Origin of the sequence: Nonomuraea maheshkhaliensis, from assembly GCF_039529435.1 — a bacterium.
Lineage (GTDB): Bacteria > Actinomycetota > Actinomycetes > Streptosporangiales > Streptosporangiaceae > Nonomuraea > Nonomuraea maheshkhaliensis.
Genome location: NZ_BAAAMU010000135.1, coordinates 642 through 19,506 on the forward strand (window position 1 = coordinate 642; position 18,865 = coordinate 19,506).

Here is an 18,865-nt window from a genome sequence, read left to right on the forward strand (position 1 = left end):
GCCCATCCGCAGGACCGAGACGCTGCGCCCGGCCGCGATCCTGACCGGCCCGTCCGGCGAGACCATCCTCGACTTCGGCCAGAACCTGGCCGGCCGCCTGCGTGTCCGCGTCCAGGGCCCGGCCGGGCACACGATCACCCTGCGCCACGCCGAGGCGCTGGAGGACGGCGTGCTCGCGGTGCGGCCGCTGCGCGGCGCCGCCGCGCTCGACCGGTACACGCTGCGCGGCGACGGCCCTGAGACCTACGAGCCGCGCTTCACCACGCACGGCTTCCGCTACGCCCAGATCGACGACTGGCCGGGCGAGCTGGACCCCGGCGACGTCGAGGCGGTCGTCTGCCACACCGACATGCGCGCCATCGGCGACTTCGCCTGCTCCGACCCGCTGCTCGACCGGTTGCACGACAACGTGCGGTGGAGCATGCGCGGCAACTACGTCGGCCTGCCCACCGACTGCCCGCAACGCGACGAGCGGCTCGGCTGGACCGGCGACATCCAGGTCTTCGCCCCTGCCGCCGCGTTCCTCTACGCCTGCGCGGGGCCGCTGACGTCGTGGCTCGCCGACCTGGCGGCCGACCAGTCGGAAGCGGGCACCGTGCCGCACTACGTGCCGTGGGTGGAGCTGAAGCCCGGCCTCACGCCCGCCGCCGCCTGGGGCGACGCCGCCGTGCTCGTCCCGTGGGTGCTCTACGAGCGCACCGGCGACCTGGGCGTGCTGGCCGCCCAGTACGCGAGCATGACCGCGTGGGTGGACCAGATCGCCACCCTCACCCACGACCATCTGTGGGACGAGGGCTTCCAGTTCGGCGACTGGCTCGACCCTGCCGCTCCCCCGGACCACCCCGGCCGGGCCCGCACCGACCACGCCCTCGTCGCCACCGCCTGCCACGCCTGGACGGCCCGCGTCCTCGCCCGCGCGGCGGAGCTGCTCGGCCACGCCGGCGACGCCGCCCGTTACACCGCCCTCGCCGACGAGGTGCGGGCGGCCTTCCGCCGCGAGTTCGTCACCCCGTCGGGCCGGCTGGCCTGCGACACCCAGACCGCCTACGCCCTCGCCCTGCACCTGGACCTGCTCGACGGGCCCGGGCAGCGCGAACGGGCCGGGCGGCGGCTGGTCGAACTGGTCGCCGCCGACGGCCACCGCATCGGCACCGGCTTCGTCGGCACCCCGCTCGTCTGCGACGCCCTGTGCTCCGTCGGCGCCTACGACACGGCCTACGCCCTGCTGACGCAGCGCGAGTGCCCGTCGTGGCTGTATCCGGTGACCATGGGCGCCACCACCGTCTGGGAACGCTGGGACAGCATGCTTCCCGACGGCCGTGTCAACCCGGGCGAGATGACCTCCTTCAACCACTACGCCCTGGGCGCGGTGGCCGACTTCCTGCACCGCACGGTGGCCGGCCTGGCCCCGGCCGAGCCCGGCTACCGGCGCCTGCGCGTCGCGCCGCGTCCCGGGGGCGGGCTTACGCACGCCTCGGCCCGGCTCGACACGCCGTACGGGCCGGCCGCGGTGTCCTGGACCTTGGACGGCGGCACGCTGACGGTCACGGCCACCGTGCCGCCGGGCACGTCAGCGCTGGTGGAGCTGCCGGGGGCGGAACCTCGGGAGGTGGGGGCGGGCACCCACACGTTCGTGGGGTGACGGCCGGCGTCAGGCGCGGTGCTCAGGCGCGGTGGTACTGGGCGGGGGCGGCGACCTCGCCGCCGAGCTCCCTGGCGGCGCGGCGGGCCCAGTACGGGTCGCGCAGGAGCTCGCGGCCGAGCAGCACCGCGTCCGCCCGGCTCGAGGCGACGATCTCCTCGGCCTGGGCGGGCTCGGTGATCAGCCCGACCGCCGCCACGGGCATGCCGACCTCGTCGCGGACCTGCTGGGCGAAGGGCACCTGGTAGCCGGGGCCGGTCACCACCTTGGCGCCGGGGGCGTTGCCGCCGCTGGAGACGTCCAGCAGGTCGACGCCGCGGGCGTGAAGGTGCTTGGCGAACCGTACGGTGTCGTCGGCCGTCCAGCCGTCGCGCCCGTCCTCGGGGTTCTCGGTGAGCCAGTCGGTGGCGGAGACGCGGAAGAGCACGGGCAGGTCCTCGGGCCACACCGCGCGGACGGCGTCCACGACCTCCAGGGCGAGGCGGATCCGGTTCTCGAACGAGCCGCCGTACCCGTCGGTGCGGTGGTTGCTGTGCGGGGAGAGGAACTCGTGGATGAGGTAGCCGTGGGCGCCGTGGATCTCGGCGACCTCGAACCCGGCCGCGAGCGCCCGCCGGGCGGCCTCGGCGAACTGCCCGACGACCGCGCCGATGCCGTCCGCGGTGAGTTCGCGCGGCGTCGTCGACTCCGAGCCGAACGGGACGGCACTGGGGCCGAGCGGGGTCCAGGCGTGCGGCTCGCCGGGCTTGAGCGGGCGGCCCTGGTCGACCCAGGTGCGTTCGGTGGACGCCTTGCGCCCGGCGTGGGCGAGCTGGATGGCCGGGACGGAGCCCTGCGTCTTCAGGAAGGCGGTGATGCGGCGGAAGGCGTCCACCTGAAAATCGTTCCAGATGCCGAGGTCATAGGGTGAGATGCGGCCTTCCGGGCTGACGGCGGTGGCCTCGGTCATGACCAGCCCGGTGCCGCCGGAGGCGCGCGCGCCCAGGTGCACGAGGTGCCAGTCGGTCGGCGCGCCGGCCGTCTTCCCCTCGGGCGCGGCACTGTACTGGCACATCGGGGCCATCCAGATCCGGTTGGGGATGGTCAGCGCCCTGAGGTCGTAAGGGGTGAACAGGGAGGCCACGGGGATGCTCCTCGTCAGTACGTTGAAGCCGGTCGTGATTTACTTGCACGCGCCTTCTATTTATATCTGTGACTAGCCGCGCGCGCAATTTCCCCCGCTCGTGGCCGGAAAAGCGCGAGTCGCTATCTTGGCCCTGTGATCCGCGCTGTGGTGCTCGACGTCGACGACACGCTCTGCCTCACCGAGGCCGTCTGCTTCGAACTGGAGAACGACGTGCTCGCCCGCCTCGGCCGCGTGCCGATGTCCAGGGACGCCCACGTGGCCACGTGGGGGCAACCCCTGCTCCAGGCGATGCCGCAGCGCTCGCCCGGCCTCGACCTCGACGCCTTCGCCGCCGTCTATCCGCAGGTGCTCAGGCAGTACGTGGCGGCCGGCCGGCTGGACGTCGTCGCGCCGGAGAACCTCAGGGCCCTCGACGAGCTCGCCGCCGCCGGCCGCGCCCTCATGCTGCTGACCTCACGCACCGAGGCCGAGATGGAGCACCTCATGGCGCCCGGCCACGCGCTGGCCGGGCGGATCGCCGCCGTCTACCACGCCGGCAACGTCCGCTTCGGCAAGCCCGACGCCCGCGCCTTCGACGAACTGCTCGCCGCCACCGGCCTGAACCCCCGCCAGTGCCTGTACGTGGGCGACTCCCCCGGCGACGCCCAGGCCGCCAACGGCGCGGGCCTGCGCTTCGCCGCCTGCATGCAGAGCGGCCTGCGCCGGCGCGCCGACTTCGGCCCGCACCGCGTGGACGCCTTCCTCGACGCCTTCCCCGAGGTGGTGAGCGCCGTCGCCCACCTGGAACGGGGCCGCTAGCGCTCGGGGCGCTCCGGGTTGCACTGTGCAAATCTTGCACATTGCCATGAACGATGCTCATCTCTCCCGCGTATCCCTAGGTGACCAGCGCCGCAGGACGGCCCCATCCCCGACCCCCGGAAGAGGTGGCGGTGCATGCGAATCCGCCGAAGCCGTCGCGTAACCATCGTCTGTGGTCTCGGCCTGCTCTGCTCGACGAGCGCCTGCGCCACCTACACGCCGACGCCCGTCTCGGACGTGGCCGCCATCAGCACCGCCACCGCCGGCATCACCGCGGAGCCTGACGACCCGGCCTCCTCCCCCGCCGAGAACGCCGAAGAGGAGAAGCAGGCCGCGACCCGGCAGACGGAATGGGGTCCCCTGTCGGAGGCCGACCAGGAGCTCGTCCGCAAGGTGCGGCTGGCCAGCCTGTGGGAGATGCCCATCGCGCAGGACGCGGTGCAGCGGGCCAGTATCGCCAAGGTCCGCGACGTGAGCAAGACGATCGCGTCCCAGCACCACACCCTCGACAAGCAGGTACGGGAGGTGGCCTCGAAGCTGGAGATCAAGCTGCCGGTGAAGCCCACGACGCAGCAGCAGTCCTGGATGTCCGACATTTCCAGCAGGTCGGGGGCACAGTACGACGCCACGTACGTCAAATGGCTCCGCCTGGCCCACGGCCAGATCTTCGGCCTGATCGGCGCGGTCCGCGGCAGCACCCAGAACACGCTGATCCGCCGCTTCGCCGAGCAGTGCAACAGCGCGGTGCTCAACCACCAGCGCCTGCTGGAGAGCACCGGCCTGACCACCCCGGCGAGCTTCCCCTCCCCGCCCGCCACCTGACGCGGCTAACGCTGCAGCCGCACCTCGGCGTCGGCGGGTTTCTCGCAGGAACGGGACTGCGGGTCGGCGCAGACGTATTCCCCCGACGACAGCATCAGCACGACGCCCATCATGAAGACGGCGCAGGTCAGCAGCATCAGCATGAGCCACACCTGGAGAGCGCCGTCCCGCCCGTGAGGCCCCCGCCTGCGCGCGGAGGATCCGGACAGCAACGCGTCGAGTTCGGGATCCTCCCTCGACAGGCGCGCGTCCATCTCCTCGAGTGCGCGGCTTTCCTCTCCGGAAAGGCCCATGTCTCACATCCCTCGGCGGCCCGTGACTGACCATTCTCAACCGCACTCAGCATGACGCATGAATTGAACCTTGCACACTGCAATAAAGCTGTGATGCCCGGCGCAGGTCAGGCGTGCTCCCGGACGTACTCGGCGACCTGGGCGTGGGTGGCGTACCAGACGCCGTCGTGCGCGGAGATGTGCTCGACCAGCTCGCTCAGCGCGACCATCCGGGAGCGGTGGCCGATGACGTGCGGGTGCATGGTGAGCTGGAACAGGCCGCCCTCTTCGAAGGCGGCGTCGAACTCGTCGCGCCAGATCCCGGCCACCTGCCGCGGCGGCGTGTGCGGCCGGCTCCCCGCCTGGCGGTCCATCGTCAGGTACGGCGCGTCGTCCCTGATCCACTCGACCGGGATCTCCACCACGCCGGTCGGCTCACCGCCGGCCAGCAGCTCGTACGGCTCGTCGTCGGCCATGAGCGAGGAGTCGTAACGCAGGCCCAGCTCGCGGGTGATGGCGAGGGTGTGGTCGGAGAAGTCCCACGACGGGGTGCGCAGGCCCACGGGGCGGGTGCCGGAGAGCCGCTCCAGGGTGTCGGCGGCGCGCAAGGCCAGCTCGCGCTCGTCGGCCGGGGTGAGCAGCAGGTTGCGTTCGTGGATCCAGCCGTGCAGGGCGACCTCGTGGCCGGCGGCGGCGTAGTCGCGCACCTCGCCGGGGTGCAGCAGCGCCGAGACGGCCGGCACGAAGAACGAGGCGGGGATGCGGTGGCGCTCCAGCAGGCGCAGGATGCGCGGGGCGGCGGCGCGGGAGCCGTACTCGCCCTGGGAGAGCCGGCCCGGCCGGGTCTCGCCGTCACGCAGGGGGATCGTCTCGTGGTCTGCGTCGAAGGAGAGGGCGACGGCGACGCGGGCGCCGCCGGGCCAGGTGCGGGGGCGCAGGCTCCGGCCGGCGCGCACGCGCTCGACGTGGCCGCGCCAGGTGGGCTCGTCCCACTGCCAGGGTTGCCGTTCGGTCATGACGGGGTCTCCGTTCGCGCGGGGGGCTCAGGCGCGTTCGAGCGTCGTGAGCTGGAGGGTGACGTCGCCGGGGCCGACGATGACGATATCCCCATAAATCCGTCGAACATCACCAAAGGGGACGGGGTGCTGCATCCGTGCGGGATCCACCTGGCACGCCCTCCTGCAGATCACCGGCGAGCCATTTCCGCCGCACGAGGAATCCAGGTCGGCGTTGTGCCACGCCGGCCCATCGGCCACCGGCAAAAGCGAAATCGTCGCCGCCGGCTTTCCAGCCGCGCGGACAGTGGTGCGCCCTTCGAGCACGGGACAACGAGCTGGTCAAGCCAGGCCGGGCATCACGTCCCGCTTTGAAGGACGCCATTCCGTGCGGCATTCTTTCCACGCGACATCACGACGCAAATGCGGCCCCAGCCCCCTGAATTGCGGAAAGCCCTCTCCTGACCGCGAATTCGCCTCGAACTACAATCGCTGGCGTGAGAAGGAACCTGCCCCGCCGGTGGGCGTGCCTCGTCCTGGGCGGGGCGCTGCTGATGCCGTACATGATGGTCGGGGTGCTGGTCTCGGGCCTGGTGCACGGCCGGCCGGCCGACGTGCTGCTGCCGCTTGAGGTGGGCGTGTTCGTCGCGGTGCTGCCCGTGGTGGCGGTGACCGGGCTGTTCCTGCCCGTGCGGGCGCTGGAGCTCAACGCGGCGCAGGGCCTGCTCGGGGCGCGGGTGGAGACGCCGCCGCGGCAGGCGGGCAGGTCCTGGCAGGAGCGGCGGCGCACCGCCGCCTGGTTCACGCTGCACCTGGGCGTCGGGGGCGTGGTCAGCGGCTGCACGCTGGCGATCGTGCCGTTCACGATGTTCACACTCGTGCTGCCGTTCACCGGGAGAACGAGGATGCTCGGCATGGACGTCGGCCCCGGCTGGCCCGCCGTGGGCTGGGCGCTGGCCGGGCTGCCGCTGCTGGCGGCGCTGGTCGTCCTCGCGGCGGGCGCGGGTGAACTGCTGGCCAGGCTGGCGCCCGTGCTGCTCGGCCCCACCCCCGCCGAACGGCTGGCCGCCGCCGAGGAGCGGGCCAGGACGCTGGCCGAGCGCAACCGGCTGGCCCGCGAGCTGCACGACTCGGTGGGGCACGCGCTCAGCGTCGTCACCTTGCAGGCCGCCGCCGCGGGAAAGGTCCTCGACCGCGACCCCGGCACGGCCAGGACCGCGCTGGCCGCGATCGAGCACTCGGCCCGCGCCGCTCTGGAGGACTTGGACCACGTCCTCGGCGTCCTGCGCCACGGCGAGGAACCCCGCCCTCCGGCCGCAGCGGACGCTGGGAGCAGCCCCCGTGACGCCGACGCCGCGCACGAGAAGGCGCCTGGCGGGAAAGCGGGCCGGCGCGCGCCGCAGGCGACGCTGGCCGATCTCGGCGCGCTCGTGGACGCCTCGGGAGCCGAGGTGCACCAGGACGTGGGCGACCTGTCGGGAGTGCCGGCCATGGTGTCGCGGGAGGCGTACCGGATCCTGCAAGAATCCCTGACCAACGCGATCAGGCACGGCCGCGGCTCCGTGCGCCTGACCGCCGCCGTCGAGGACGGCGAGCTGTGCCTGGAGGTCGTCAACGACGGCCGCCGCGCCGGCACGTCCCGGACCGGAGGCAGGGGCGTGGCGGGCATGCGCGAGCGAGTACGGCTGCTGCGCGGCGACCTCCAGGCGGGCCCCACGGAAGGCGGATGGCAGGTCACCGCCCGCCTCCCGCTACGGTCGAGCGCATGACACTCAGAGTCGTGATCGCCGACGACGAGGCCCTCATCCGGGCCGGTCTGCGCGTCATCCTCGACGCCGAGCCGGACCTCACCGTGGTCGGCGAGGCCGCCGACGGCGCCGCGGTGGTGCCCGTGGTGCGCCGCGAGCGGCCCGACGTCGTCCTCATGGACGTGCGCATGCCCGCCCTCGACGGCATCCGCGCCACCGAGCGGCTGATGGCGCTGGACGAGCCGCCCAAGGTGCTGGTGGTGACCACGTTCGAGAACGACGACCACGTCTACGACGCGCTGCTGGCCGGCGCCAGCGGCTTCCTGCTCAAGCGCACGAGACCGGACGATCTGGTCCAGGCCGTACGACTGGTCGCGTCGGGCGAGTCGCTGCTGTTCCCCGCCGCGATCAGGCGGCTGGCCGGCCGCCGCGCCCCGAGCCGGTCCCCCGGCCGCGTGCCCGGCATCGACCGGCTGACCGGCCGCGAGGGCGACGTGCTGCGCCTGATGGCCAAGGGCCTGTCCAACCACGAGATCGCGACCGGCCTGGTCGTCAGCCAGGAGACGGTCAAGACGCACGTGGGCAACGTGCTGGCCAAACTGGGCGCCCGCGACCGCACGCAGGCCGTGATCGCCGCGTACGAGTCGGGCTTCGTCTCCCCGTCCGAGTAGCCACTCCTCCGGCTAGGGACGGATGCCGCCGCGCCGCATGAGCTCGGCGGCGGGCAGGACGGTCGCCTCCGCCGCGCTCAGCCCGGTGGCGGCCAGCGCCCGGTCCACCAGGTTCAGGCCGACCGCGTATCCCGCCATGTCGGGAATGCCGCGCGGTTCCTGCCCGAAGCGCCGCATGGCGCTGTCCCCCAGCACGTACGCCGACGTGTGCTGCATCCCGGCCAGATCGAAGTCCGCCATGATCAGCTCGTACGCCCGGTCGAACTCCTCCCCCGTCACCATCGACGACCACGGCCCCATGGCCCCGGCCCCCGACAGTTCCCTGACGAAAGCCTCGGCCAGCCCCTCGGCCACCACGTGCTCGCCGACGGTCACCGTGACCGGGTTCCACTCGACGTTGGTGTAGCGCACGTTGTGGTGGAACTCGTGCACCGCCAGGTGGCGGATCCGCCCGAGCACCTCCTCCGACGGCCAGGCCAGCAGGTAGAGCCAGCCGGGCGCGCCGCCCATGCCGTAGTAGCCGCCGGCCGTCGTCATCAGGTGCTCGTTGTCCGGGTTGCCCATCATGAACATGATCTGCAGCGAGTCGGCCTGCTTGGCCGCGTGCAGGCGCTCGGAGGCCCGTTCCAGCTCCCGGCGCACCTGCCCGAGCACGTCGGCCTCGATCATGCGCCGGACGGCCGGCAGGTAGCGCGGGTCGTCGGTGTCGACCAGGAAGCCGCCACCCTGCTGGTGGATGTCGACGATGTCGCCGGGCATCGGGACCACCTCGCGGATGGGCGCCAGCACCTCCCGCAGCAGGCCGGGCCGCCGCTCCAGCGGCTGCTCCAGCAGCTCGGCCATCGCCGTCAGCGTGTCGTGAACGATGAATTCCATGCCGGCGACGCTAAAGCCTCACGTTACGTGAGACTCAAATCGAATTACCGTCACAGCGGCGCCTCGTCCCCCGGATCCTCCCCTGGCGAACGGCCAGGCGTGCTCGGCCCGCTCTGGCTCGGCGAGGGCGACTGCGACGGCGAGGGCTGCGGCATCGGCGTCTCCGGCGTCGGCGGCGGCGTCGGCACGAACACCGTGGGCGGCAACTGCCTCGGCTGCGGCTCGCTGTCGCGCCGCCCGAACAGCATCACCAGCAGGATGGCCGTCACCAGCAGGAGCAGCAGCACCAGGGTCAGCGCCGCCAGCAGCACCCGCTTGCGCGTCTCGGTCAGCGGCCGCGGCGGGCGCCCGGGACCGGGCAGCGCGGGCGCGCGGTCGGTCAGCCAGTACGGGACGAAGTCGGGCCCATGGGCCGCCCCGATGAACGTCCCGCCCACCATGACCGGCTCAAGGAACCGCTCGGCCCCCGGCTGCCCCGGCACGTAAGGCACCGCCACCCACGGCGCCCGCCCGCCCTCATAGGCCAGCACCTCCGGCGCGCCGTCCAGCACCGCGCCCCTCGACCGCCCAGGACGCCCCAGCCTGCCGCGCAGCCCGGAACGCTCCCGCCCGCCGGCCTCCCTGATCGCGGTGACGAACCGGTCGCGCGCCGCGGCGTCGTACGCGGCCCCCCTGGTCAGCACGGCCAGCGACACGGCACGCCCGTCGGGCGACTGCGCCAGGTAGACGAACCCGGCGGGAGCCGCGTGCAGGCGCGCCTGCACCACGTAGGGACCGAGCCCGGGCGGATCACCGTACTGCAGGGGACTTGCCACGTTTGCCATGAAAGCACAGACGTGGCGTCGTGCACGTTTGCGGCGCGTTTGGTGGAATGGCGTCATGAGCGTCGCCGAAGAGTTGCCAGGCGGAAACGACGCGGCACTGCTGCGTCAGAGTCTCGACGAGGTCCGGCGTGTCATCGTCGGACAGGACCACATGGTCGAAAGACTCATCGTGGCCCTGCTCGCGCGCGGGCACTGCCTGCTCGAAGGGGTGCCGGGCGTCGCCAAGACGCTCGCCGCCTCCACCCTGGCCACCGTCGTGGGCGGCACGTTCGCCCGGATCCAGTTCACCCCCGACCTCGTGCCGAGCGACATCGTCGGCACCCGCGTCTTCCACCCCTCCAACGAGAAGTTCGATGTCGAGCTCGGCCCCGTGTTCGTCAACTTCCTGCTGGCCGACGAGATCAACCGCGCCCCCGCCAAGGTGCAGTCGGCGCTGCTGGAGGTGATGGCCGAGCGCCAGGTCACCCTGGCCGGCGTCACCCACCCGCTGCCCAGGCCCTTCATCGTGCTGGCCACCCAGAACCCGATCGAGTCCGAGGGCGTCTACCCCCTGCCCGAGGTGCAGCGCGACCGGTTCCTGTTCCGGGTACGGGTGCCGCATCCCAGCGCCCACGAGGAGCTGGAGATCCTGCACCGCATGAGCGTCACCCCGCCGGTCCCCGAGCGGGTGCTCGACCCCGCGCGGCTGCTGGCGCTGCAGCAGGCGGCCGAGCAGGTCTCGGTGCACCAGCTCGTCGCCGACTACGTCGTGCGGCTGGTCATGTCCACCCGGGCCCCCGCCGAGTACGGGCTGGCCGACCTCACCGAGACCATCGAGATCGGCGTCAGCCCTCGCGCCACCCTCGGCCTGGTCTCGGCCGGGCGGGCCCTGGCCCTGCTGCGCGGCCGCGACTACCTGCTGCCCGACGACGTACGCGACGTCGCCGTGGACGTCATGTCCCACCGGCTCATGCTCACCTTCGACGCCCTGGCCGACGGCGTCGACCCCGAGCAGGTCGTCAAGCAGATCCTGCACGCCGTACCCCCGCCCCTCGTCGTCTGGAACCAGAACCGTTGACCACCACCGCTGAGCAAGCCCTGCGGCGGCTCGAACTGACCGTCACCCGCCGCCTCGACGGGCTGCTGCACGGCGCCCACCAGGGGCTGCTGCCCGGCACCGGCAGCGAGGCCGGCGACAGCCGCGTCTACGTGCCCGGCGAGGACGACGTGCGCCGCATGGACTGGGCGGTCACCGCCCGCACCACCATCCCCCACGTGCGCGATCTCATCGCCGACCGCGAGCTGGAGACCTGGGCGCTGGCCGACCTGTCCCCCAGCATGGACTTCGGCACCGCCGACAGCGACAAGCGCGACCTGGTCGTGGCGGCCGTCGGCGCGCTCGGGTTCCTGTCCAGCCGGCTGGGCGACCGCTTCGGCGCGCTCGTCCTGCACGACGAGTACGTGCACCGCATGCCCGCCCGCACCGGCCGCCCCGCCCTGTACGGGCTGCTGCACTCCCTCATGGACGCCCCCAGAGGCAGGGCCGTCGAGGACCCGCCCGACCTGGCCGAGGGCATCGAGGTGCTGTCGGCCACCCGCAGGCGACGCGGCATGCGGGTGATCGTCTCCGACTTCCTCGACGCGCGGCCCGACCTCGACCCCGACGCCGAACGGCCGTGGGAGCGCCCCATCAGACGGCTCGCGGCCCGCCACCAGGTGCTCGCGGTCGAGATCATCGACCCGCGCGAGCTGGAGCTGCCCGACGTCGGCCGGGTCGCGTTCGCCGACCCCGAGACCGGGAAAGTACGCGAAGTGCACCTCTCGCCAAAAATCCGGCACGCGTACGCGGAGGCGGCCGCCCTCCAGCGCGAGGGCACCCGCCTGGCCCTGCGCCGCGCCGGCATCGCCCACCTCGTCCTGCGCACCGACCGCGACTGGGTGTTCGACGTCGCGCAGTTCGTGCTCCGCCAGCGGCGCACGAGCCACCTAGCCCACCGGAGGCCCTCCGCATGACATTCCTCGCCGCGGGCTGGTTGTGGCTGTTCGTCCTGGTGCTGCTGCTGGCGGCCGGCTACGTCCTGTCGATGTTCGCCCGCCGCCGCTACACCGTGCGCTTCACCAACCTGGCCCTGCTCGACCTCGTCGCCCCCGCCGGTCCCGGCTGGCGCCGCCACGTCGCCCCCGGCCTGTTCCTGCTCATGATGTCGCTGCTCGTCGTCGGCGCCGCCAAACCCGCCGACGAGGTACGCGTCCCCCGCGACCGCGCCACCATCATGATCGCCCTCGACGTGTCCCTGTCCATGGACGCCGACGACGTCCAGCCCGACCGCATCAGCGCCGCCAAGGCCGCCGCCCAGGCGTTCGCCAAGGAACTGCCCGACCGCTTCAACGTCGGCGTCGTCTCCTTCGCCCGCTCGGCCAACGTCGTCATCTCCCCCACCACCGACCACCAGGCCGTGGTGACCGCCATCGGCAACCTCACCACCCGCCCCGGCACCGCGATCGGCGAGGCCGTCTTCAACGCGCTCGACTCGCTGCGCTCCTTCGACCAGCAGGCCGCCACCGACCCGCCGCCGGCCGCCATCGTGCTGCTGTCCGACGGCGACAACACCTCGGGACGGTCGGTCAACGAGGCCATCGAGGCCGCCCAGCAGGCCCGCGTACCGGTCTCCACGATCGCGTACGGCACCCAGGAGGGCACCGTCTCCATCGACGGCAGGCCCGTGAACGTCCCGGTCAACAAGCAGACCCTGCAGTCGCTGTCCGACGGCACCACCGGCCGCGCCTACACCGCCGAGTCCGGCAGCGAGCTGCGCGAGGTCTACGAGCAGATCGGCACCTCGCTCGGCTACAAGCTGGTCAACCAGGAGATCACCCAGTGGTTCATCGTGGCCGCGATCCTGGCCGGGGTGCTGGTGGCGGGCGCCGCGGTCCTGTTCGGTTCACGGATCCCGTAACGTTTGGCGACGTGGCGCACTACTTCTCCGAGGAGCCGGGAGCGGCGAGCAGGCCGGGGCGGGTCGATCTCGTCCTGCCCGACCTGCATCTGCGGCTGGAGACCGACAGCGGCGTGTTCTCGCCCGAACGGGTTGACGTCGGCACCCGCGTGCTGCTGGAGAGCGTGCCGCCGCCGCCCCAGGAGGGCGACCTGCTCGACCTGGGCTGCGGCTACGGGCCGATCGCGCTCACCATGGCCTCCCGGGCGCCGGAGGCGAGCGTGTGGGCCGTGGACGTGAACCGCCGTAGCCTGGAGCTGACCGAGCGGAACGCCAAGGCCGCCGGCCTTTACAAAGTAAGATCGGTGCACGCCGACGACGTGCCGGACGACGTGCGGTTCCGGGCCATCTGGTCCAACCCCGCGATCCGCATCGGCAAGCCGGCCCTGCACGAGATGCTCACCAGGTGGCTGACCCGGCTGACGCCCGACGGCGTGGCCTACCTGGTCGTCCAGAAACACCTCGGCTCCGACTCCCTGCAGCGCTGGCTCGGCGAGCAGGGGTGGCAGGCCTCACGCGAGGCCAGCCGGGCCGCCTACCGGATACTGAAGGTGACCCGTTGAGAAGGCAACTGCGCCCCACCGACGTCAAGCGGCTCAACCGCACCTGGCGCAGGAACACCGGCAACCGCCTCGGCCTCATCGTCGAGTCGGTCACCGGCCCGTTCAACGTCGGCTCGATCTTCCGCAGCGCCGCCGCGTTCGGCGTCGACGAGATCTGGCTGGCGGGCAACGCCACCCCGCCCACCAACCCCAAGGCGGGCAAGACCGCGCTCGGCACCGAGCGCCTGGTCACCTGGCACGAGGCGGTGCCGGCCACCGAGGCGGTCAAGGCCGCCAGGGAAGAGGGCTACACCGTGCTGGCCATCGAGCTGACCGCGGAGGCGAGGCCGCTGCACCGGGCCGATCTCGACCGCGACGTGTGCCTGGTGGTCGGCAGCGAGGACCACGGCTGCTCCCCCGCCCTGCTCGACGCCGTCGACGGCGCCTGTTACATCCCGCAGGTCGGGCGGGTGGGGTCGTTCAACGTGGCGGTTGCCGCGGCCATCGCGCTGGCCGAGGCGCGCCGCCAGGAGTGGCAGAATCTCCCCGATTCGTAACCTCACCGTTCATCAGGGAAGGGCATACTTCCAGACGTGCTGAGCCGCCGATTCGCCTTCCTCGACCATCCAGGGCCGCTGGCCTTCGCCCACCGCGGCGGAGCGGCGGAAGGCGCGGAGAACTCCGCCGCCGCCTTCGAGCGGGCGGTCGCGCTCGGCTACGCCTATCTGGAGACCGACGCGCACGCCACCGCCGACGGCGTGCTCGTGGCCTTCCACGACCACACGCTCGACCGCGTGACCGACGGGCGCGGCCGCATCTCCGAGCTGCCCTACCAGGCGGTCAGGAGGGCCCGCATCGGCGGGGTGCACGAGATCCCGCTGCTGGAAGACCTGCTCGGCACCTGGCCGGAGATCCGGTTCAACATCGACGTCAAGGAGGCGGCCGCCATCGCCCCGCTGGCCGAGGCGATCAGGCGGACCGACGCCTACGACCGGATCTGCCTGACCTCGTTCTCCGACGAGCGCCTCGCGCTGGCCAGGGCGGCGCTGGGCAGGGAGGTGTGCTCGGCGCTCGGCCCGCGCGGCGTGGCCGCTCTGCGGGCCGCCGCGGCCACCTCCGGCTACGGCCGCCTGCTGACCCGCCTGTCGCGCGCCGGAGTGCCGTGCGCGCAGGTGCCGGTGGGCTTCCGCGGGCTGCGGGTCACCACCCGGCGCCTGATCAGCACGGCGCACGCCATCGGCATGCAGGTGCACGTGTGGACCGTCAACGACCCCGCCCGCATGGAGCACCTGCTCGACCTGGGCGTGGACGGCATCATGACCGACAACGTCACCGGCCTGCGCGGCGTGCTCGAACGGCGCGGCCAGTGGCATCCCGGCAGCATGGCCGCCTGAGAGTCCCCTTCCCCCGGCCCCCGGCCGCCCGCATAGGAGCCACACGACATCATGCCCGTACCCGCACCCCCCGCGGACCTCGACGACTCCCCGGCGGCCCGCCGGCGTGAGCAGCGCGGCTGGTACCTCTACGACTGGGCCAACTCCGCCTTCTACACCACGATCATCTCGGTCTTCCTCGGCCCCTACCTGATCCCGGTCGCCAAGACCGCCGCCTGCGCCAGGGACTTCCCCGGCGTGGCCGCCGCGACCTGCGCCGACACCTTCGACCGGCTCGTGGCGGACAATCCAGGGCTGGGGTACGTCGACGTGCTGGGCGCCGACATCCGGCCGGCCGCGTACTTCGGGCTGATCACCACGGTCGCGGTGTTCCTGCAGATCGTCTTCCTGCCGATCGTGGGCGCGCTGGCCGACCACACCGGCCGCAAGCGGGAGATGCTCGGCGTCTTCGCCTACCTCGGGGCGCTGGCCGCGATGTCGCTGTTCTTCGTCGAGGGCGACCGCTACCTGCTGGGCGGGGTGCTGTTCATCCTGGCCAACGTGGCCTACGGCGCCTCCGTCGTCGTCTACGACTCGTTCCTGCCGCAGATCTCCACCCCGGAGGAGCGCGACGCGGTGTCGTCACGAGGCTGGGCGATCGGCTATCTGGGCGGCGGCCTGCTGCTGGCGCTCAACCTGGTGCTCTTCCTGCAGCACGAGAGCCTCGGCCTGACCCAGGGCATGGCGGTGCGGATCTGCATGATGTCGGCGGGCCTGTGGTGGGCCACGTTCACGATCTTCCCGCTGCTGCGGCTGCGCAACCGGCCGGTGCCCGCGCACGAGAGCACGGCGCTGCGCTCGGTCGGCGGCAGCTTCCGCCAGCTCGGCCGTACGCTGTCGGAGCTGCGGCGCTATCCGCTGACACTGCTGTTCCTGGTCGCCTACCTGGTCTACAACGACGGCGTGCAGACGGTCATCGGCAACAGCGCCGCCTTCGCCTCCGAGGCGCTCAAACTGGACCAGACCGTGCAGATCACGGCGATCCTCATGGTGCAGTTCGTGGCGTTCTTCGGGGCGCTGCTGCTCGGGTGGCTGGCGCGCGGCATCGGGACGAAGCGCACCGTTCTGGCCAGCCTGGTGGTGTGGACGGCGATCGTGGCGATGGCCATGTTCGTGGCCGAGGGGCAGGCGCTGCAGTTCTACCTGATGGCGTTCGCGATCGCGATCGTGCTGGGGGGCACGCAGGCGCTGTCGCGCTCGCTGTTCTCACAGGTGATCCCCAAGGGGCGGGAGGCCGAATACTTCAGTCTGCTGCAGATCAGCGACAAGGGGTCGGCGTTCATCGGCTCGCTCACGATCACGATCACGCTGCAGCTCACGAACAGTTACCGGATCGCCATCCTGTCGATGGTCATCTTCTTCGTGCTCGGGTTCGTGCTGCTGGCCATGACGAACCTGCCGAAGGCCATCCGCGCGGCGGGCAACGAGGTGCCGGGGCGGGTCTGAGCTGGCGTCCCGGGCCGGCTGAGCCGCGTCCCGAGTGCCCGGCCGGCCTCAGCCCGGGCGGGCTCAGCCGGCCTGGGCTCAGCCGGCCTGGGCTCAGCTGATGGCCTCGCTGGCCTCGCTGGCCTCGGCGGCGACTCCCGCGGACAGGAGCATCGTTCCCGGCCCTTGAGCCGCTCCTGGGCCGCGTACGGCCGTCACCGTGTCCGCCGTGACCTCGCCCCCGCAGTGCGGGCACGTGACGACGGGCGTGAACTGCTCGCCGCAGTCGTGCACGAGCAGCGCGGGCGGCCCGCCGGGCGGGGTGGCCCACCGGTCGCCCCAGGCCATCAGCGTCATCAGCGCGGGCACGATGTCACGGCCGGCCGGCGACAGCACGTATTCGTGGCGCGGCGGGCGCTCCCGGTAGCGCCGCTTCTCCACCACCCCCGCCTTCACCAGGTGCTCCAGGCGGCGGGTCAGCAGGTTGCGCGAGATCCCGAGGTCCTGCGCCAGGTCGTCGAACCGGCACAGGCCGAGGAACAGGTCACGCAGGATCAGCGGCGTCCACGGCTCACCGACGACGCCGACGGCCTGGGCGATGGAGCAGTGCATCTCACCGAACCTGTTCATGACCCCAGGATAGTGGGTTGATAAAGTGAACCCATGACAGTTCATATTCAGGACTCACCGGCGCTGGCGTACCGGCGGGCCGGCGAGGAGCACGACCTCGACGCCCTGACCGCCACGCTCGCCGACGACGTCGTCTTCCACTCCCCGCTCAGCGGCCGGGCCGCGTTCCGGGGCAGGGAGCAGGTGAACCGGCTGTTCTCCGTCGTCCTGGACTCCGTCTCCGACCTCCGCTACCAGAGCGACATCGGCGACGAGCGCACGCGGGCGGTGACGGCCACCGCGCGGGTCGGGCGCATGACGATGGACGAGACGGCCGTCCTGCGGTTCGACGAGGAGGGGCTGATCGAGGAACTCACCATGTGGATCCGGCCGCTGCCCGCGCTCACCGCGATGATGGCCGCGCTCGGTCCCGGCCTGGCCAGGGCGTCCGGCCGGCCCGGGCTGGCACTGCTGGTCGGGGCCGCGGTCAAGCCGCTGGCCGCGATCACCCGCCTCGGCGACAGGACCCTCGTCCCGCTGCTGACCCCACCTCGGCAGGAACGGCCCTCCCGCCTCGACGGGAACAGCTCTCCGGAACGAGAGCACCGCTCTTGACAGCTGCCCTCCCTTGACGAGAGCATTGCTCTCATAGCAGAGCGACGCACCTTCAAGGGAGCACTGATGACCACCCCTCGGCTGACCGCCGCCGCCTACGCCTCCAGCGGGCTGCTCTTCCTCCTCTATCCGGCGATCCGCCCCTCGACCGACGACGCAGCCGCCATGGCCTCCACCGCGTGGGTGGCCGGGCACGCGGCCGCGATGATCGGCTTCATCCTGCTCGGCCTGGGCGTGCTCGGGCTGCACCAGGTGCTCGGCGACCGGCTCTCGCTGCGGGCCGCCGTGGTGACGTGGATCGGGGCGGGCCTGACGCTGCCGTACTACGGGGCCGAGGACTTCGGGCTGAACGTCATCGCCCAGCGCTCCCTGCGCGACGGCGCGCCCGCGCTGATGGAACTGGCCGAGGAGTTCCGCTACGGGCCCGTCGCGGTCACGATGTTCGCCGTCGGCCTGGTGCTGCTCGGGGCCGGGACCGTCATGGCGGCGGTCTCCATCTGGCGCTCGGGCAGGCTGCAGAAGTGGGGCGGTGTGCCGCCGGCGGTGGGGTTCGCGCTGTTCATCCCGCAGTTCTTCGGGCCCTACCCGCTGCGGGTCGTCCACGGCGCTCTCATCCTGGTGGGCGGGGTGTGGTTGGCGGCGGTGCTGTGGCGGTCGGGCTCGCTCGCGGGGCGTCAGCGCGCCGGTGTCACCCGGACGTGAAGCACGCCGTCCGGCCGGGGGTCGGCGGTCATGCCGGCGCGGGCGAGCGCGGAGACGCGGGCCCCCATCCGGGCCGGCCCGGCCGCGTACGCGTCGGCGCAGGTCACGACGTAAACGCCGTCGTCTCCGCCGGTGACGGTGACGGTGTCGTCGTAGCACTCTCCCGCCGCCCTGTCGTACCGCTCTTCCGCCTCCGCCGGCCGGGGGCCGTCCACGCGGCGCAGCACGGCCCGGATGCGCTCGGCGTCACGGTCGCGCTCGGACGTCAGGGGACGGCCGCCGGCGCCGATGCCGTACGCGGGCTCGTACCGCATCGGGGTGCCCGGGTGGCACGCCTGGAAGTGCGGCGCCTCCAGACGGGCGGCCTCGTCGGCGGCATCACCGCCGGCCGCGTAACGGTCACCCGGGTAGCGCTCGGGCGTGTCACGGCCGGTTGCGTATCGGTCAGCCGGATAACGGCCGTTCCTGTCACGGCCGGCCGCGTAATCGTCGGGCGCATGGCGATCGGCCGCCGCGCGATCGGCCCCACCGGACCGGGCACGGTACATCAGATCACCCCGCCTCCGTCTTGGTCTTCACCCTCGTCTTCGGTCCGGCCCGCTGCCCCATTCGGCCGAACCGAAACCTCAGCCGGAACCCAGGCAGGACTGTGAGCCCTGAGCCGGAACGGGAGCGGAAGTCCAGGACCCCCACCCGGGACCGGAGGCGAAACGTCAACGCAGTCCTCGCAGCAGCTGACAAATCCGGAACCGAACCTCAGCCCAGGTCCGGATTTGTCACCTTCCGGGAG

At 72.3% G+C, this 18,865-nt stretch carries 22 protein-coding genes; 14 read left to right on the forward strand and 8 right to left on the reverse strand.

The window, feature by feature from the left end; translation table 11 throughout:
• The coding region (locus ABFX54_RS47500) for a family 78 glycoside hydrolase catalytic domain (RefSeq protein ID WP_346113701.1) at positions 1–1,642 on the forward strand (1,642 nt) is incomplete at its 5' end.
• A 22-nt stretch (positions 1,643–1,664) separates the two neighbouring features.
• Here the strand turns inward: ABFX54_RS47500 and ABFX54_RS47505 are convergent.
• Positions 1,665–2,765 carry an NADH:flavin oxidoreductase/NADH oxidase gene (locus ABFX54_RS47505; protein ID WP_346113702.1) on the reverse strand — a complete coding sequence of 367 codons (1,101 nt, stop codon included), beginning with the start codon at positions 2,763–2,765 and terminating at the stop codon, positions 1,665–1,667.
• A gap of 135 nt (positions 2,766–2,900) precedes the next feature.
• Here ABFX54_RS47505 and ABFX54_RS47510 point away from each other — a divergent pair, with 135 nt between their 5' ends.
• Together ABFX54_RS47510 and ABFX54_RS47515 are read left to right on the forward strand one after the other, a co-directional pair.
• A complete protein-coding gene (locus tag ABFX54_RS47510) occupies positions 2,901–3,566 on the forward strand; it encodes an HAD family hydrolase (protein ID WP_346113703.1) in 666 nt (221 codons plus the stop codon).
• Between the two features lie 135 nt (positions 3,567–3,701).
• A complete protein-coding gene (locus ABFX54_RS47515) occupies positions 3,702–4,388 on the forward strand; it encodes a DUF4142 domain-containing protein (protein ID WP_346113704.1) in 687 nt (228 codons plus the stop codon).
• A gap of 5 nt (positions 4,389–4,393) precedes the next feature.
• Here ABFX54_RS47515 and ABFX54_RS47520 read toward each other — a convergent pair whose 3' ends face one another.
• The 3 genes from ABFX54_RS47520 to ABFX54_RS47530 form a co-directional block, all read right to left on the reverse strand.
• Complete coding sequence (locus ABFX54_RS47520) at positions 4,394–4,681, reverse strand: DUF3040 domain-containing protein (RefSeq protein WP_346113706.1); 288 nt, start codon at positions 4,679–4,681, stop codon at positions 4,394–4,396.
• Positions 4,682–4,788: 107 nt separating this feature from the next.
• Complete coding sequence (locus ABFX54_RS47525) at positions 4,789–5,676, reverse strand: polysaccharide deacetylase family protein (protein ID WP_346113707.1); 888 nt, start codon at positions 5,674–5,676, stop codon at positions 4,789–4,791.
• Between the two features lie 27 nt (positions 5,677–5,703).
• Complete coding sequence (locus ABFX54_RS47530; protein ID WP_346113708.1) at positions 5,704–5,982, reverse strand: hypothetical protein; 279 nt, start codon at positions 5,980–5,982, stop codon at positions 5,704–5,706.
• 170 nt (positions 5,983–6,152) lie between these two features.
• On the opposite strand from ABFX54_RS47530, the gene ABFX54_RS47535 reads away from it, so the two are divergent.
• On the forward strand, positions 6,153–7,424 hold the full coding sequence (locus ABFX54_RS47535) for a sensor histidine kinase (RefSeq protein WP_346113710.1): 1,272 nt from the start codon (positions 6,153–6,155) through the stop codon (positions 7,422–7,424).
• Positions 7,421–8,074 carry a response regulator transcription factor gene (locus ABFX54_RS47540; protein WP_346113712.1) on the forward strand — a complete coding sequence of 218 codons (654 nt, stop codon included), beginning with the start codon at positions 7,421–7,423 and terminating at the stop codon, positions 8,072–8,074. Before ABFX54_RS47535 ends, ABFX54_RS47540 begins: the two co-directional genes overlap by 4 nt.
• Before the next feature lie 12 nt (positions 8,075–8,086).
• On the opposite strand, the gene ABFX54_RS47545 is transcribed toward ABFX54_RS47540, so the two are convergent.
• Both ABFX54_RS47545 and ABFX54_RS47550 read right to left on the reverse strand, forming a co-directional pair.
• Entirely contained in the window at positions 8,087–8,950 is an 864-nt protein-coding gene (locus ABFX54_RS47545) for a DUF2268 domain-containing putative Zn-dependent protease (RefSeq protein ID WP_346113713.1), read from the reverse strand.
• Positions 8,951–9,000: 50 nt separating this feature from the next.
• On the reverse strand, positions 9,001–9,774 hold the full coding sequence (locus ABFX54_RS47550; RefSeq protein WP_346113714.1) for a hypothetical protein: 774 nt from the start codon (positions 9,772–9,774) through the stop codon (positions 9,001–9,003).
• A gap of 55 nt (positions 9,775–9,829) precedes the next feature.
• On the opposite strand from ABFX54_RS47550, the gene ABFX54_RS47555 reads away from it, so the two are divergent.
• From ABFX54_RS47555 to ABFX54_RS47585, 7 genes are read left to right on the forward strand one after another with little or no spacing between them, the layout of a single operon-like run.
• Complete coding sequence (locus ABFX54_RS47555; protein ID WP_346113715.1) at positions 9,830–10,831, forward strand: AAA family ATPase; 1,002 nt, start codon at positions 9,830–9,832, stop codon at positions 10,829–10,831.
• Positions 10,828–11,766, forward strand: coding sequence for a DUF58 domain-containing protein (locus ABFX54_RS47560; RefSeq protein WP_346113716.1), 939 nt, complete (start codon positions 10,828–10,830; stop codon positions 11,764–11,766). Before ABFX54_RS47555 ends, ABFX54_RS47560 begins: the two co-directional genes overlap by 4 nt.
• A complete protein-coding gene (locus ABFX54_RS47565; protein ID WP_346113717.1) occupies positions 11,763–12,710 on the forward strand; it encodes a VWA domain-containing protein in 948 nt (315 codons plus the stop codon). The genes ABFX54_RS47560 and ABFX54_RS47565 overlap by 4 nt, the downstream gene beginning before the upstream one ends.
• 11 nt (positions 12,711–12,721) lie before the next feature.
• Positions 12,722–13,312: a class I SAM-dependent methyltransferase gene (locus ABFX54_RS47570; RefSeq protein ID WP_346113718.1), complete on the forward strand. Its 591-nt coding sequence runs from the start codon at positions 12,722–12,724 to the stop codon at positions 13,310–13,312.
• Positions 13,309–13,848, forward strand: a complete 540-nt coding sequence (locus ABFX54_RS47575) for a TrmH family RNA methyltransferase (RefSeq protein WP_346113720.1) — start codon at positions 13,309–13,311, stop codon at positions 13,846–13,848. The genes ABFX54_RS47570 and ABFX54_RS47575 overlap by 4 nt, the downstream gene beginning before the upstream one ends.
• Before the next feature lie 39 nt (positions 13,849–13,887).
• Positions 13,888–14,685, forward strand: a complete 798-nt coding sequence (locus ABFX54_RS47580; protein WP_346113738.1) for a glycerophosphodiester phosphodiesterase family protein — start codon at positions 13,888–13,890, stop codon at positions 14,683–14,685.
• A 51-nt stretch (positions 14,686–14,736) separates the two neighbouring features.
• Positions 14,737–16,170: an MFS transporter gene (locus ABFX54_RS47585; RefSeq protein WP_346113721.1), complete on the forward strand. Its 1,434-nt coding sequence runs from the start codon at positions 14,737–14,739 to the stop codon at positions 16,168–16,170.
• A 93-nt stretch (positions 16,171–16,263) separates the two neighbouring features.
• On the opposite strand, the gene ABFX54_RS47590 is transcribed toward ABFX54_RS47585, so the two are convergent.
• The gene (locus ABFX54_RS47590) at positions 16,264–16,779 is read right to left on the reverse strand and encodes a winged helix-turn-helix transcriptional regulator (RefSeq protein ID WP_346113722.1); all 516 of its coding nucleotides are present in this window, start codon (positions 16,777–16,779) and stop codon (positions 16,264–16,266) included.
• 33 nt (positions 16,780–16,812) lie between these two features.
• On the opposite strand from ABFX54_RS47590, the gene ABFX54_RS47595 reads away from it, so the two are divergent.
• Positions 16,813–17,373 carry a nuclear transport factor 2 family protein gene (locus ABFX54_RS47595; RefSeq protein WP_346113723.1) on the forward strand — a complete coding sequence of 187 codons (561 nt, stop codon included), beginning with the start codon at positions 16,813–16,815 and terminating at the stop codon, positions 17,371–17,373.
• Positions 17,374–17,439: 66 nt separating this feature from the next.
• A complete protein-coding gene (locus ABFX54_RS47600) occupies positions 17,440–18,075 on the forward strand; it encodes a hypothetical protein (protein ID WP_346113725.1) in 636 nt (211 codons plus the stop codon).
• On the opposite strand, the gene ABFX54_RS47605 is transcribed toward ABFX54_RS47600, so the two are convergent.
• The gene (locus tag ABFX54_RS47605) at positions 18,048–18,623 is read right to left on the reverse strand and encodes a hypothetical protein (RefSeq protein ID WP_346113726.1); all 576 of its coding nucleotides are present in this window, start codon (positions 18,621–18,623) and stop codon (positions 18,048–18,050) included. The genes ABFX54_RS47600 and ABFX54_RS47605 overlap by 28 nt on opposite strands.
• Between the last annotated feature and the right edge of the window lie 242 nt (positions 18,624–18,865).

Excerpts from the sequence above, each read along its gene's own strand:
- ABFX54_RS47515 (WP_346113704.1), top strand. The coding sequence starts at position 3,702 with ATGCGAATCCGCCGAAGCCGTCGCGTAACCATCGTCTGTGGTCTCGGC.
- ABFX54_RS47520 (WP_346113706.1), bottom strand. The coding sequence starts at position 4,681 with ATGGGCCTTTCCGGAGAGGAAAGCCGCGCACTCGAGGAGATGGACGCG.
- ABFX54_RS47525 (WP_346113707.1), bottom strand. The coding sequence starts at position 5,676 with ATGACCGAACGGCAACCCTGGCAGTGGGACGAGCCCACCTGGCGCGGC.
- ABFX54_RS47540 (WP_346113712.1), top strand. The coding sequence starts at position 7,421 with ATGACACTCAGAGTCGTGATCGCCGACGACGAGGCCCTCATCCGGGCC.
- ABFX54_RS47545 (WP_346113713.1), bottom strand. The coding sequence starts at position 8,950 with ATGGAATTCATCGTTCACGACACGCTGACGGCGATGGCCGAGCTGCTG.
- ABFX54_RS47550 (WP_346113714.1), bottom strand. The coding sequence starts at position 9,774 with ATGGCAAACGTGGCAAGTCCCCTGCAGTACGGTGATCCGCCCGGGCTC.
- ABFX54_RS47555 (WP_346113715.1), top strand. The coding sequence starts at position 9,830 with ATGAGCGTCGCCGAAGAGTTGCCAGGCGGAAACGACGCGGCACTGCTG.
- ABFX54_RS47565 (WP_346113717.1), top strand. The coding sequence starts at position 11,763 with ATGACATTCCTCGCCGCGGGCTGGTTGTGGCTGTTCGTCCTGGTGCTG.
- ABFX54_RS47585 (WP_346113721.1), top strand. The coding sequence starts at position 14,737 with ATGCCCGTACCCGCACCCCCCGCGGACCTCGACGACTCCCCGGCGGCC.
- ABFX54_RS47590 (WP_346113722.1), bottom strand. The coding sequence starts at position 16,779 with ATGAACAGGTTCGGTGAGATGCACTGCTCCATCGCCCAGGCCGTCGGC.
- ABFX54_RS47595 (WP_346113723.1), top strand. The coding sequence starts at position 16,813 with ATGACAGTTCATATTCAGGACTCACCGGCGCTGGCGTACCGGCGGGCC.
- ABFX54_RS47600 (WP_346113725.1), top strand. The coding sequence starts at position 17,440 with ATGACCACCCCTCGGCTGACCGCCGCCGCCTACGCCTCCAGCGGGCTG.
- ABFX54_RS47605 (WP_346113726.1), bottom strand. The coding sequence starts at position 18,623 with ATGTACCGTGCCCGGTCCGGTGGGGCCGATCGCGCGGCGGCCGATCGC.